Here is a 14,276-nt window from a genome sequence, read left to right on the forward strand (position 1 = left end):
CTGATTAAGAATATGGTCGAAAAATGTGCTCTTTATAATTGCTTGGTTATGTGTGTTTAAGAAATCCAATATTTTTTCTACTTTCCTGATTTTTAGACCAAAATTTTCAAGTTGGGTTAACCATTACTAAATCAAAGGATCAAAAAACAGAAAACCCCACATTGGAAACAGACCCATTCCGATTACAACAAATTATATCCAATCTGCTGGATAACGCCTTAAAATTTACCGAAGAAGGATTTATAGAAGTAGGTTACCATTATGATGAACAAGCTAAAAGGCTTAATATTTACGTCAAAGATACCGGTATAGGGATGACACAAGACCAAAAGGCATACGTATTTCAACGTTTTGGCAAAATCGAAGAACGCGCCAAAAAACTTTATCGCGGAGCCGGCTTAGGCCTGGCCATAAGCAAAAACCTTGTGGAAATGCTTGGAGGAACAATCCGTGTGGAATCGGCACCGGGAAAAGGATCTACATTCATGTTCAACCTGCCTTTTGAGGCCTAAAATACGCCCCAAAAAGCGAGTAACTTAAAAGTATAATTGGCCACCACGCCGGCTACAATACCTCCTAAAGTATGAGCCATTAAAGCCTTTGATGTTAAAGCCCTGTGTCCAAGCGTGTCGAGCATTGCCGTGTGTGTACTTAAAAAACCACTCCATGTCATACCCATAGCCGTAAAAACTGCAATTACATTACCTGTAATTAAACCCTCTGCAACAAAAGCTTTAACAAGCGATAATGCAGCTCCAACAGCTCCCAGTGCAGTAATCGGGAAAGCTATAAGCTCCGGACTTTTAAAACCAAAAAGAAACTCAAAAACACCGTTAATATAGCCTGCGAGCTTTGGTAAAATGGGGACTCCTTCATATGCCAGGCCTTGATATCCGATGGCTGCATCTTTTGGCCCAAATGTTACAATCATTACCATGGTACTGATAATTAGAACACCCGGAATAATCGCCAGCCCCAAATCGACACCGGATTTTCCGCCATCAAGTAGTGCGTTCAAAAATCTTAAAAATGTACCACCCTCGCTTCTGAAACGAATCTTGTTATCTTCCCCATGCTTTTCTTCTGAAGTTTTATGCTCAACCTTATCACGAATCAACCGCTGCATAAGCCGGGTGCTAATTATGGCGCCAATTAAAGCGCCAAAAAGACCAACCAGCGCCGGGCCAAAAAAGCCCAAACCCGCCATAAATGTGAGCACAATCAGTCCCATACCGAAGGCTGTGCCAAAATTGGCCAACGAAACCAACTCATATTCATAAAAATACTTTTTAAAGTTCTTGTCGTTGGCCAGGCTAATAATAGCCGGATTATCGGAAAAGAAAGTCATCAACCCGGCAAGAGCAGATACGCCGGGAAGATTAAAAATTGGTCGCATAAAAGGTTTTAAAATAAATTCGAGCAAACGAACCACTCCAAACTCAATCATCAGTCGCCCGAGAGCACCACTCAGCACCGTTATACCCATAATAAAAAAGACCGTATTCATAAGCAGGTCCCAGGCGGTATTCATTATTGTGTTTAACAAATTGGCGGTGCCCATTTTATATCCGAGAAATCCAAAAAACACAAAAAAAACGAGTAAAAAAACAAAAGCTTCGTAGCGTCTTTTCACTACAAAGCTTGTATTCTTAAGTTGCAAAAGTGGCTTCATTGGTGGTTGGTTTTTCTTAGCAATTTATATTTATCCCTTATTCAACAATAGTGAATTTCAGCAGACAAATATAAGACCTTTATAACCTGAAGAAACATGTTATTTGTCATGCTTCAAAAAAAATCAATCATTTGATTCTTCTGCCTCAAGTTCCTCCCAAAACTCCACAGCTCTGCGCATATGTGGAATTACAATTGTACCACCCACTACGTTGGCTACACTAAATATTTCGAATAACTCATCTTTACGAACACCCAACTGATGGCATTGCTCCACATGGTAGCGAACGCAGTCGTCGCAACGCAACACCATAGATGAAACCAAACCCAGCATTTCTTTGGTTTTACTGTCGAGCGCACCCTCCATGTAAGTATTGGTATCGAGGTTAAATATGCGCTTAATCACCTTATTATCGGCTGCCAGAATCTTGTCGTTCATTTTTTGACGATATTCCCGGTATTCTTTCAATTTATCACTCATAATTTCCTGTATTTAATATTAGTAAAACTTTATGCCAAAATTCCGCGAAGCGTCGCCGATGAACAATCGGTAACGCTGACCTTTACATAATCTCCCGGCTTGTAATCAGCTTTTGGAAAAACAACCGCCTTATTTTGCTCGTTCCGGCCAAACAGTTCCTTATCCGACTTCTTCGATATTCCTTCGGCCAAAACTGTAAATGTTTTTCCGATATCTGCGCGATTACTTTTTAATGACAACTCCCGTTGTAGCGCAATAATTTCCTGCAACCGTTTTGTTTTGACTTCTTCAGGTACATTATCTTTCAAATGCGTGGCAGCATATGTTCCTGCTCTTTCGCTGTATTTAAACATAAATGCCCAATCAAAACGTACTTCTTTCATGAGCGAAAGCGTTTGCTCATGATCAGCTTCTGACTCATCATGAAAGCCACAAAAAACATCAGTTGTAATGCCACAATTCGGAATCAACTCACGAATTTTACGGATACGCTCAAGATACCAATCCCTGTCGTATTTTCTATTCATAAGGTTCAGCATTCGCGAGCTCCCCGATTGAACCGGCAAGTGTATATGATTGCAAATATTTTCAGTTTCAGCAATGGTTTCGATCAACTTATCTGAAATATCTTTTGGATGTGAAGTAGTGAAACGAATTCGAACACTAGTGTCCAGTTTTGATACACTTTTCAAAAGGTCGGGAAAGTCCATATCGGTATTCCCGGTTTTATAATGATAAGAATTGACATTCTGCCCCAAAAGAGTCACTTCCTTATGTCCGGTATTGATAAGTGCTTTTACCTCATTTAAAACATCTTCAGGATCGCGACTCCGCTCCCTGCCTCTTGTATAAGGAACAATACAATAAGTGCAAAAATTATTGCACCCACGACTTATGGAAACAAAACCACCGAAGGCATTATCCTCAAGCCTTTTAGGCAATATGCCTGCATAGGTCTCCTCCTTGGAAAGTTCTGTATCAACGGCTGATGTTCCTGTATCAGCGAGCGATAACATGTTAGGCAATTTCCGGTAAGCGTCAGGCCCGGCCACAATATTAACTAGCTTATTGTCAGTCAACTTATCACCTAACCTTTCGGCCATACAGCCAATAATTCCCACCTTAAGTCCCGGATTAATTTTTTTATTATGTTTTAAAGCATCCAAACGGTTCCATATACGTTGCTCAGCATTATCTCTTATTGAACAGGTATTGATTAATACCAGATCTGCCTCCGATTCATTATCAGTTATTTCGTAATGCTCCTCGCCCAATACAGATGCAACCACCTCACTATCGGCTACATTCATTTGACACCCGTATGTTTCGATATATAATTTCCTGGTCATATTTGTATCAATCTATTTTTTCGCTGCAAATATAATGCTTATCAGACATGAATCTGCAAAACGCTGTGCCTGATTTATTGAACTTACTATCAATGCATTTAATTTAAGTTCCAGGAAGGCTACACAATAAGGCTTTTAGTATCTTTTTATCTGATTATAACGACCCATATTTTTTCTTAATTTTGCAATTAGCATATTCACATAAAACCAAATCAAATGGCAGGACACAGCAAATGGGCAAACATCAAACACCGAAAAGGTGCACAAGACGCCAAAAGAGCAAAGATGTTCACACGAATATCGAAAGAAATAATGATTGCCGTGAAAGAAGGCAATGATCCGGATCCGAACAACAACCCCCGTTTAAGGCTGGCCATACAAAATGCAAGGGGCATCAACATGCCTAATGACAATATACAGCGGGCCATAGACAAAGCTTCAGACAAATCAACCGACCAATTAGCTGAAATGACATTTGAGGGCCATGCCCCCGGTGGAGTAGGAATATTTGTTGAATGCATGACAGATAATAACAACCGTACAGTGAGCGATGTACGCTCCATTTTCAATAAACGTGGAGGCAGCCTGGGAAAAAATGGCTCACTCAGTTTTATTTTTGAACGTAAAGGCATGTTCACCATACCAAAAAAAGCAGACATCGACCTGGAAGAAATTGAGCTTGAACTGATTGATGCAGGAGCTGAAGAATTTGACAGCGAAGGAGAACTACTCATTGTAACCACCTCAATGGAAGACTTCGGAAACATGCAGAAAAAACTGGATGAACTGAATATTGAAGCCGAAAATGCGGGATTGCAAAGAATACCAAACTCCACCCAGGAAGTCGATTTAGAAACAGCAAAAAAAGTACTGGCTATGGTGGAAGAATTTGAGGAAAACGACGACGTTCAGAATGTATACCACAACCTTGAAATGACACCGGAATTGGAAAAAGAGCTCTCTTAATCCCATTAATCTGACTACAAGCACATAGGTTACTTTGGCTCTTTTTTTGCTCTGTTTTCAATTGAGAAACGAACAGCAACTAATTAGGAAAATCTTTGTATGAAGCGAATTTTATTAAGCTTTACGCTTATCATTATACCCTTTCTTTCTATATATGCACAAGAAAAAAAACAAGCTGAAGCAACCCGAACTCAGGAGAAAATAACTATTGACGGGAAACTTCTAGAAACCGCATGGGACGAGACTCCCGAAGCAACAGATTTCATACAGTACAGCCCTTACAATGGAGAAAAACCCAGCGAAACCACCCATGTAAGATTTATATATGATGATGATGCCTTATACGTGGGTGCTTTCCTCGAAGACACCCACCCAGACCAGATTTCTAAAAATATTGGAAAAAGAGACGACTTTAATCTGGCCGATTATTTTGGTGTATATATTGACCCCTACAATGATGCCAGCAAAGCCTACGGATTTTTCGTAACGGCATCGGGCGTGCAGGTCGACATAAAGTCAACAACTTACAAAGACTATCAATGGGATGCCGTGTGGAAATCAGCCATAGAGCACACGCCCAATGGCTGGAGTGTAGAGATGCGCATCCCCTATTCAGCATTGCGGTTTTCCAAAGCAAAAAGTCAGCAATGGGGATTAAACATAGAACGGGCAATTCAACGTAACAGAGAAGTAAGTACCTGGAATTACATCGACATCAATACAGAAGGAACCAACAAACAAGCAGGAATATTAACGGGAATAACAAACGTAGAACCTCCCATAAGACTGGCGTTCATCCCATACATGTCGGCATATATAGAAAACGAAAACCACAAAAACACCTATTCAATCAAAGGAGGCATGGATGTAAAATATGGCATCAACGAAAGCTTCACGCTTGACATGATGCTTATACCTGATTTTGGACAGGTAAAATCTGACAAAGAACGTTTAAATCTAAGTCCCTTCGAAACATATTATGGAGAAAACAGGGAGTTTTTCAAAGAGGGGATGGAGCTTTTCAACAGGGCCGGTATTTTTTATTCAAGACGCATTGGCGCCGAACCCGTTAATACCGGCAAAGCATACGAAATTGCAGACTCTGTTGGCGCGGAGGTAATCGAAATGCCAACCAGCACCCAATTAATCAATGCCACAAAAATTACAGGAAAAACCAGTAACGGTATGAATATCGGCATTCTGAATGCCATGAGTCAAAAAACCAAGGCTACCATAAAAGACACGCTAACAGGCGAAGAGGAAAATGTACAAGTTCAACCATTTACCAATTATAATGTCAGTGTACTGGAACAAAGCTTGCCGGGCAATTCATTTATCAGCCTTATCAATACAAACGTGCACAGACCATCTGACAACTATACCGCTAATGTAACCGGCACAGAGCTTCGATATGAAATTAAAAAATCCATTGCCATCAAAGGTTCTGCATCGCTTAGCCAGCAATATAAATTAGAAAACCCATACGGCTACACGTATTGGGTAGAAATAGAAAAAATCTCCGGCCGGTTTCGTTTCTCTGCGGAGCACAATACAGAGAGCCCCGATTACGACCCCAATGATCTGGGATACCTACGAAGCCCGGACGAAAGGAGCCAAAATGCATCACTTTCATACACTATCAGAGATCCATTCTGGAAACTACTTAACCTGCACAACGAAATAGAGGTACAATACAACACCATGTTCGATTACCATGATTTTATCAATACAAAAATTGAATTGTCAACACGGGGAACAACAAAAAATCACCTTTCGTTTGGCCTCAGCACTGAGATAAAACCCATAATGGGATACGATTATTATGAACCGCGCACAGAAGGGTACAAATTTAAAACTGCTGCCTGGCAAAACGGAAACATGTGGATATCATCAGATTACAGAAAAACTTTTGCTTTTGATGTAAGTTTTGGAGGCTGGGTGGCAAAACAATACGACCAATCAGGTTTATGGTACAGTGTAAGCCCGAGGCTACGATTGGGAGAAAAATTCCAATTGGTTTATGATTTTAACGGCGACAACAGCTTTAAATCAATAGGCTATATTACAAGTAGCTCAGGCCAGGACTCTGTTGTATTTGGTCGCAGAGATTACCAAAAACTTGAAAACAACATTAACCTCAATTATATCTTCAACCCAAAATCATCTTTGACTTTTTACTTGCGACATTACTGGACAAAAGTCAACTATGATCATTTTTACCTGCTCAATCGAGACGGAACGCTAACTGATTATGCTGAGTACAATGAAAACGAAGACATAAATTACAATGCCTTCAATATTGACCTGGCCTACACCTGGCAGTTTGCACCCGGAAGCGAAATGTCGTTGGTATGGAAAAACCAAATCCTCACCCAAACCGATCAAGTAATCAATGATTTTGGTCGCAACCTTGAGAATACCTTTACGGACCTCGGAAAAAACAGTATTTCCATCAGGATACTGTATTACCTCGATTACCTGCAAATTAAGAAAACATTGCTTTAAAAGTTTATTTGCTTATCGCCGGGAATCGAGCCAGGCATGCAGTGCTGCTATTGCCCACAACCTGTTATACAGAAATGCATATTTAGGACTTTTAAACTTTTTTTGCAAACTGGCCACATAATCTGGCTCAACAACGCCATGTTTAACTAACATTGATCTGTTGAGGTATGTATTGAACCAATCGGCCAGTGGTCCTTTCATCCACTGCTCCAAAGGCACAGAGAAACCTTGCTTAGGCCGATCGAAAATTTCTTCGGGCACATAACGGTAAAGCAACTTTTTAAGTAAATATTTCCCTGTTTTGCCTTTCAACCGCAAAGAAGGGTCTAAGTTAAATGCCATTTCAACAATCCGATAATCCAAAAGAGGCACACGTGTTTCCAGCGCATAACGCATGCTGGCCCTATCAACTTTTGTAAGCAAATCATCAGGCAAATAATATTTAAAATCAAACAGTGCCTGTCGCTCCTCCGGGGTTAGCTGCGACTTAACTTGCTCATAATAAGGACTAAATTCAGCTACCGGCTCTTTCAACAAATGAGTCAGTTCCCTTTGACTAAAGAAATATTGCTCTTGTGAAAAAATATGAGGTTCTATGGCATTGGCTTTTTCAAACATACGAGCCACCCTTTTATAGCGGCTACCTCCCAGTTTCAGGGCAGTTCTGTATAGTGGTGCCATTATCCTGGTTTGCTGATTGGCAAGTCTGCCAGCCCAAACATGGGAACCATACCCCATAAATAACTCATCACCACCATCGCCCGATAAAGTCACGCTCACCTCATTTTTAGCCAATCTGGAAACAAGCATAGTAGGTATGGCACTTGTATCGGCAAAAGGCTCATCATAGTGCGAAATAATATCTGGCAGCAATTCCTCAGCCTCCTTCTCAGTAGCATAAAGCAATCTGTGTTCTGACCCAATGTGTGCTGCAACTTTAGCTGCATAATCAGCTTCGTTGTGTCTGGCATGTTCAAATCCAATTGTAAAAGTCTTTATCTTCCCCGGGAAGTGGCGTGCGGCCAGAGCTGAAACCAAACTGCTATCCACCCCTCCACTGAGAAATGTACCCACAGGCACATCACTAATCAATCTGCTTTGCACAGCACTGTTCACTATTTTGTCGAGCCTGATGAGGGCCTCCTTCTCACTTTTAATGTGATCTTTTTTAATTTTCTGCTCAATGCTCCACCACTTGCGCTTAACTATTCCATTAGTATCTATAATAGCCAGTTCGCCAGGTAAAAGTTTGTGTACATCCTCATAAATACTATCAGGAGCAGGAATAAAACCAAGATGCAGATAATTAGATACAGATCTATGATTTATTTGCAACCAGTTTTTGGGCAAGCAGTTTTGCAATGCTTTAAGCTCCGATGCAAAAACGCATGTACCCGGCTTTTCGTAATAGTACAAAGGTTTAATTCCCACACGGTCGCGAAACAAAAACAACCTTTGTTCCTGCCGGTCATAAATAGCTATGGCAAACATGCCACTCAAAGAGTTGACAAACTCCACTCCTTTTTTTGCAAACAGTTCCAGCACCACCTCAGAGTCGCTTGTGGTGCGGGTTTCAATACGAAACTGAGCAGCCAGCTCCCTGTAATTATAAACTTCTCCGTTATAGACCATCACAAATCGCCCGTCATGAGAATAAATAGGCTGATTGGCTCTTGCATTCAAATCTATAATACTGAGTCTTTCGTGCACCAAGCCAACTTTTTCCTCAGAAAACAAACCGGAATAATCGGGTCCCCTGTGACGCAAACTTTCTGACATTAATTCCAGAGATTGCTCATTGAGCTCCATTCCGGAATGCCAATAACCGGCAATTCCACACATAATAATTAAAATTTTAAGCGAACTTAAGCAAAAAAACTCATTTTCGCCTTCCAAAGAAAGTGATATACCCGCATTTCCCTGAGAAAAACTCTTAAATTTGTATGATGAAACGAGCCATGACAAAAAATTTGACATACACTCGCATGATTATAATGAAGCTAAAAACACCATTTGGCGGGCATTTGATTCATCATGGTGAGCTCCCCCGCCTTCTGCGGGGCAGGCTATCCGACAAATAAAAATCAATTTTAAACGGATGAAAGAAAAAATTTATCTATTTTTAGGTTTATCAAATTGCGTTTTATAGTTTTACAGGGCCGATAAACCCACTATAAAAGAGCACAGTACACAATTTGGTATTATTCCGGAAATATTAAAAGAGCCACGGGCGTTAATTATTAAACTATTAGGTATGAAGTACAGATTTACCATTGCAAACCGCTTATTTGTAGGCTTTGGTCTCATCATAATCACCCTTCTAATTAGCAGTGTACTTACTTACACCACACTGCAGCAAAACAAACAACTCAACGAAGAAGTCGCCAATGTTTATACCCCCTCGGTATCGCATTTGGGCGATATGCTGCAATTGGTGAACAACTCAAAAATGTTGATCAAAAACTGGGTGCATATTGAAAGAAAAAGCGGAACACCCGACAAACTCAAGTTAAGAGCACTGCACACCGAAGAATTTCCTGCCCTTGTTTCAAAAATCAAAAGCATTTACCATAACTGGACTCCGGAGGAACAAGCTATATTCGACTCATTAGTAGTACTCATGAAGGATACACTTTTTGCTCAGCATAAACAAATTATGGGCCGTTTGAATACTTTTGAAAGCTATGATGACCCAATGGTAGTTTTTGAGATATATCCTATGGTAGAAGAGGGTGGCGAAGTTATTAACACCACAAATAAAGTTCAGGATAAAGTAAAAAAACTTACCAAAAAGCTCGAAGAAAAAAGCGAACAGAAAAACAAGGCCATGTTCGAATCTCTGGACTCGTTCCAGTTATTCATTATTTTCTCAGGCATCATTATGCTAATCATTGCATTGGCTATTGCCATATTTATTTCACGCTCCACCATCCGCCCAATTTTACGGCTGAAAGATTTCCTTTTGATTATGACCCGGGGTGTATTGCCCGATGAAAAAATGAAGGAAGCCAATGATGAAATTGGCGACATGAGTAAAGCACTGAACAAATACATCGATGGCATGCGACGCACTTCTGATTTTGCCATCGATTTGGGTAAAGGAGAATACAACACCGATTTTAAACCACTCAGCGAAGAAGACACCTTAGGCAACGCACTTCTCGGTATGCGCAATGATCTCAAAAAAGCAGCAGCAGAAGAAGAACGCAGGAAAAAAGAAGACGAAATACGCAACTGGAGCGCCCAGGGTATTGCCAAATTCAGCGACATTCTCAGACAGAATAATGACGATATAGAGCAACTATCTTACAACATTGTCGACAACCTAATCAACTATATAGATGCTATACAAGGCGCCATTTACGTGCTTAGCACCAACGAAGAAGATGAAGGAGAGCAATATTTCGAGATGACAGCCGCTGTAGCCTATGGCCGCCAAAAAATGGTCGACCGTAAAATCGAACTGGAAGAAGGGCTCGTTGGACGGTGCGCCTTTGAAAAAGCAACCGTTTATCTTAAAGAAATACCGGAAGATTATATCCGCATCACAAGTGGCTTAGGTGACGACAATCCAACTGTGTTATTACTTGTACCATTAAAATTGAATAATGAAATTTTTGGGGTGCTTGAAATTGTATCTTTCAAAGAATTTGCCGATTACCAGATAGAATTTGTTGAAAAGGTAGGGGAAGATATTGCTTCTACCATTTCTTCGGTCCGTATAAATCAACGCACTGCAAGATTACTTGAAGAGTCGAGACAAAAAGGTGAAGAGCTCGCATCGCAGGAAGAAGAAATGCGCCAAAACATGGAAGAGTTGCAGGCAACACAGGAGGAGTCAGCGCGACGTGAAACAGAGATGCAGGACACCATAGATGCCATTAATAACACCCTGGGAAATTTTGATATGGACATCAATGGTTACATCATCAGTGCCAATGATAAGTATGCAGAGCTAATACAAAAAAAGACCGGAGAACTTATAGGTAAAGAACACCGATCATTAATCGATCCGGAAATAAACGATGTCGAACATTACAATGAAATATGGGAAGGGCTGAAAAATGGCATGCCCTCAGAAATGGAGATTCAATATAAAACCCCCGATGGAAATGTATGGCTTAAAGAATCGTATACACCTGCCAAAAATATTGAAGGTGAATATGAAAAAATAGTAACTCTGGTAATGGATGTAAGCGAAAAACGAAGTAAAGACAGCGCCATACATGCTTATCAGCACGAACTTGAAGACCAGGGAGAAATAGTCCGGGAGACCATGGAGCAAACCAACAACATAAAAGAAGAATACGAAAAAAAGCTTACTGAAATAGAAAAGGAAAAAGAAATAATCGAGGAAGAATCAAGAGTACAAATCGAAAGCCTGAAAATGCAGATCAAAGAACTCACAGGAGATGACGAATAACAGGCATACTCATTCATTAATAGCGGAGGCTCACTGTAACTTCCGCTTTTTTTATTGAACAAAAAAATAGATTATGCAACTCGCAAACTTAGACTGGATAATACTTGCCATATTTTTTCTTATTGTTCTAAGCATTGGGTGGGCAGCATCACGCACAGCCCGCAAAGACACTTCACAATTTTTCCTTGGTGGCCGTGGCATGCCCTGGTGGTTACTGGGTGTTTCCATGGTGGCCTGCACCTTCTCGGCAGATACCCCAAACCTGGTAACAGACTTTGTACGCACTTCAGGCGTAGCAAAAAACTGGGCATGGTGGGCATTCCTCATTACAGGAATGGTTACTGTTTTTATTTATGCTAAACTCTGGCGCCGATCGAATGTGCTCACTGACCTTGAATTTTATGAACTACGCTACTCCGGAAAAATGGCGTCGTTTCTCAGGGTGTTCAGGTCTGTTTATCTCGGTCTTTTTTTTAATGTTTTAATCATGGCGAGTGTGAGCTTGGCAGCTATTAAAATTGGAGCTGTAATGTTTGGCCTTCAACCATGGGTCACCATTGTAATAGGTTCTATAGCGGTGGTAATGTATGCCGGCATTGGCGGACTCAAAGGTGTTATTTGGGCAGATTTTTTCCAGTACAGCATAGCCTTGTTTGGCGCCATCTACGCCGCTGTTATTGCTCTACAACAACCGGAGGTTGGCGGCTTGGATGGTTTGCTCACACATCCCGATATTCAGGATAAACTGAGTTTTTTTCCCGATCTTTCTGATACAGGCACCTTACTTACATTGCTAATAATACCAATTGCCGTGCAATGGTGGAGCGTTTGGTATCCTGGCGCCGAACCGGGTGGTGGCGGATATATTGCACAACGGATGCTTTCAGCCAAAGATGAAAAAAATGCCATTGGAGCTACACTCTTTTTTAACTTTATGCACTATGCTATTCGACCATGGCCATGGATTATAGTAGCTTTAGCCTCACTAATTATTTATCCGGATCTTGCTACAATCAAAACCGAATTCCCGGGTATTGATCCGGAATATCTCAAACACGACATAGCCTATCCGGTAATGATGTCGAAACTTGACCCGGGATGGCTCGGCCTTGTAGTGGCCTCACTCATAGCAGCCTACATGTCAACCATTGGAACACATTTAAACTGGGGCTCCTCATATATCGTAAACGATTTTTACAAAAGAGTAATAAAACCCAACGCACCTGAAAAAGAACTGGTGCGCATTGGACAGTTATCAACACTTCTCCTTATGCTCTTCTCCGGCCTCATAGCCCTCACAGTAATGGAAAATGCACAGGAAGCATTTAACATACTGCTGCTCTCAGGCGCAGGCTCTGGGGCAATATACCTACTCAGGTGGTTTTGGTGGAGAATTAACGCACTTACCGAAATTGTGGCCATGGTAAGCGCCACTGTAACTGCAATTATTCTCATTTTTGCCGTTGATGACCAAACACTCACAACCCAACACCTCGATGCTTTTACTGTTAGATTACTCATAGCTGTGGGCGTAACCTCAATAGTCTGGGTCAGCACCACGCTCCTTTCAAAGCCCGAAAGCGAAGAAACCCTTACACGTTTCTACAGCAAAACACGCCCTGGTGGTCCCGGATGGAAAAAAATAGCCCGCAAAGTATATCCGGATGAAACAAAACCACACGCCTGGGCAATGCCCGTACAAATATTAAATGTATTTATTGGTTCAATTACAGTGTATGCAGCTTTATTTGGTATTGGCAGTATGATTTATGGTAAATGGATACAAGCCGCAATACTGCTTTTTATTACTGTTGCTGGCAGCTTTACCATATTAAAATTATTCCACAAGCTCAAAGCAGACATAAAATAAAAGCCGCTACTCATTGAGCAACGGCTTATATTCCATTTCCTGAAAAAAATATAGAAAAAAATCTATTCAGGAATAATTGCTTCTGTTGGACATACGTCAGCACATGCACCACAATCAGTACATGTATCAGGATCAATTACATAAATATCACCTTCTGATATAGCATCTACCGGACATTCTGGTATGCAGCTTCCGCATGCAACGCAATCTTCAGTAATTTTGTAAGCCATTTGTTTATTATATTTAAAGTTCTAGAATACACTACAAAAGTAAAAGGCTTTCCCAAAAAAAAGAAAGAAAAGATAAAAAAATAAAGGTATTATTCAACATCAACTAAAATGATTCATGTCAGGCAATTGGGCTATTTGAGTCATCTTTCCTTTCACCGTTTGCCCCATAGCAACCATTGGTTCAGTTCCAATAGGAAGAAAAACATCTACCCTGGACCCAAATTTTATAAAGCCCATCTCCTGGCCCGCTTCAACATTAGTATTTTCATCCGTTACATAGTTTTCAATCCGGCGTGCTACGATTCCTGCAATTTGCCGAATAACAATTTGCACTCTCCCGGCAGTTTCCATCAAAACACTTGTCCGTTCATTTAGTGTTGATGATTTGGGATGACGCGCTATTAAAAATTTTCCGGGATGATAGTGAAAGGTTTTCATTATGCCTTTGCATGGAAACCAATTGATATGCACGTTCCATACCGACATGAAAATGGAAATCTGCAAAGCTTTTTTCTTTAGAAACTCATCTTCATAAACCTCTTCGATGGCAACAATGGTACCGTCGGCCGGAGCTACCAAAATGCCCTCATCGCCATTAACCTGTCTTTTGGGGACCCGAAAAAACCGTAAAATAAAGACCAGTAAGGCGAATTCAGAAATTCCTACGATCAATGTGGCATACATACTACCCCAAATGGCGTGCAGGGCAGCAATCAGAATAATCATAGATAAAATTGTCGTAAGGATGATTCTATGGCCTGCACGGTGAATTTTCATAACA

The 14,276-nt window shown here is 40.8% G+C and carries 11 protein-coding genes; 5 read left to right on the top strand and 6 right to left on the bottom strand.

Going from position 1 to position 14,276, the window contains the following annotated elements:
* Positions 1-161: 161 nt before the first annotated feature.
* Entirely contained in the window at positions 162-512 is a 351-nt protein-coding gene (locus ACTB0Y_RS00165; protein ID WP_463204754.1) for an ATP-binding protein, read from the top strand.
* Here ACTB0Y_RS00165 and ACTB0Y_RS00170 read toward each other — a convergent pair.
* The 3 genes from ACTB0Y_RS00170 to miaB all read right to left on the bottom strand — a co-directional run bounded on the left by ACTB0Y_RS00170 (position 509) and on the right by miaB (position 3,501).
* Positions 509-1,672, bottom strand: a complete 1,164-nt coding sequence (locus ACTB0Y_RS00170; RefSeq protein ID WP_463204755.1) for a CD0519/CD1768 family membrane protein — start codon at positions 1,670-1,672, stop codon at positions 509-511. The genes ACTB0Y_RS00165 and ACTB0Y_RS00170 overlap by 4 nt on opposite strands.
* Positions 1,673-1,795: 123 nt before the next feature.
* On the bottom strand, positions 1,796-2,152 hold the full coding sequence (locus ACTB0Y_RS00175; RefSeq protein WP_463204756.1) for a carboxymuconolactone decarboxylase family protein: 357 nt from the start codon (positions 2,150-2,152) through the stop codon (positions 1,796-1,798).
* Between the two features lie 29 nt (positions 2,153-2,181).
* Positions 2,182-3,501 carry a tRNA (N6-isopentenyl adenosine(37)-C2)-methylthiotransferase MiaB gene (miaB, locus tag ACTB0Y_RS00180; RefSeq protein ID WP_463204757.1) on the bottom strand — a complete coding sequence of 440 codons (1,320 nt, stop codon included), beginning with the start codon at positions 3,499-3,501 and terminating at the stop codon, positions 2,182-2,184.
* A gap of 216 nt (positions 3,502-3,717) precedes the next feature.
* Between miaB and ACTB0Y_RS00185 the strand changes: the two genes are divergently transcribed.
* Positions 3,718-4,467, top strand: a complete 750-nt coding sequence (locus ACTB0Y_RS00185) for a YebC/PmpR family DNA-binding transcriptional regulator (RefSeq protein WP_463204758.1) — start codon at positions 3,718-3,720, stop codon at positions 4,465-4,467.
* Positions 4,468-4,566: 99 nt separating this feature from the next.
* Entirely contained in the window at positions 4,567-6,972 is a 2,406-nt protein-coding gene (locus tag ACTB0Y_RS00190; protein ID WP_463204759.1) for a DUF5916 domain-containing protein, read from the top strand.
* Between the two features lie 12 nt (positions 6,973-6,984).
* Here the strand turns inward: ACTB0Y_RS00190 and asnB are convergent, their stop codons facing one another.
* The gene (gene asnB, locus ACTB0Y_RS00195; protein ID WP_463204760.1) at positions 6,985-8,814 is read right to left on the bottom strand and encodes an asparagine synthase (glutamine-hydrolyzing); all 1,830 of its coding nucleotides are present in this window, start codon (positions 8,812-8,814) and stop codon (positions 6,985-6,987) included.
* 412 nt (positions 8,815-9,226) lie between these two features.
* Here asnB and ACTB0Y_RS00200 point away from each other — a divergent pair, with 412 nt between their 5' ends.
* Both ACTB0Y_RS00200 and ACTB0Y_RS00205 read left to right on the top strand, forming a co-directional pair.
* Positions 9,227-11,395 (top strand): GAF domain-containing protein, encoded by a 2,169-nt coding sequence (locus ACTB0Y_RS00200; RefSeq protein WP_463204761.1) that lies wholly within the window; start codon positions 9,227-9,229, stop codon positions 11,393-11,395.
* 73 nt (positions 11,396-11,468) lie between these two features.
* Positions 11,469-13,265: a sodium:solute symporter family protein gene (locus ACTB0Y_RS00205; RefSeq protein WP_463204762.1), complete on the top strand. Its 1,797-nt coding sequence runs from the start codon at positions 11,469-11,471 to the stop codon at positions 13,263-13,265.
* Between the two features lie 62 nt (positions 13,266-13,327).
* Here the strand turns inward: ACTB0Y_RS00205 and ACTB0Y_RS00210 are convergent, their stop codons facing one another.
* Positions 13,328-13,495, bottom strand: a complete 168-nt coding sequence (locus ACTB0Y_RS00210; protein ID WP_081421458.1) for a DUF362 domain-containing protein — start codon at positions 13,493-13,495, stop codon at positions 13,328-13,330.
* Positions 13,496-13,594: 99 nt separating this feature from the next.
* Positions 13,595-14,272: a phosphatidylserine decarboxylase family protein gene (locus tag ACTB0Y_RS00215; RefSeq protein WP_463204764.1), complete on the bottom strand. Its 678-nt coding sequence runs from the start codon at positions 14,270-14,272 to the stop codon at positions 13,595-13,597.
* Positions 14,273-14,276 lie beyond the last annotated feature (4 nt).

Source organism: Salinivirga sp. (assembly GCF_055145285.1).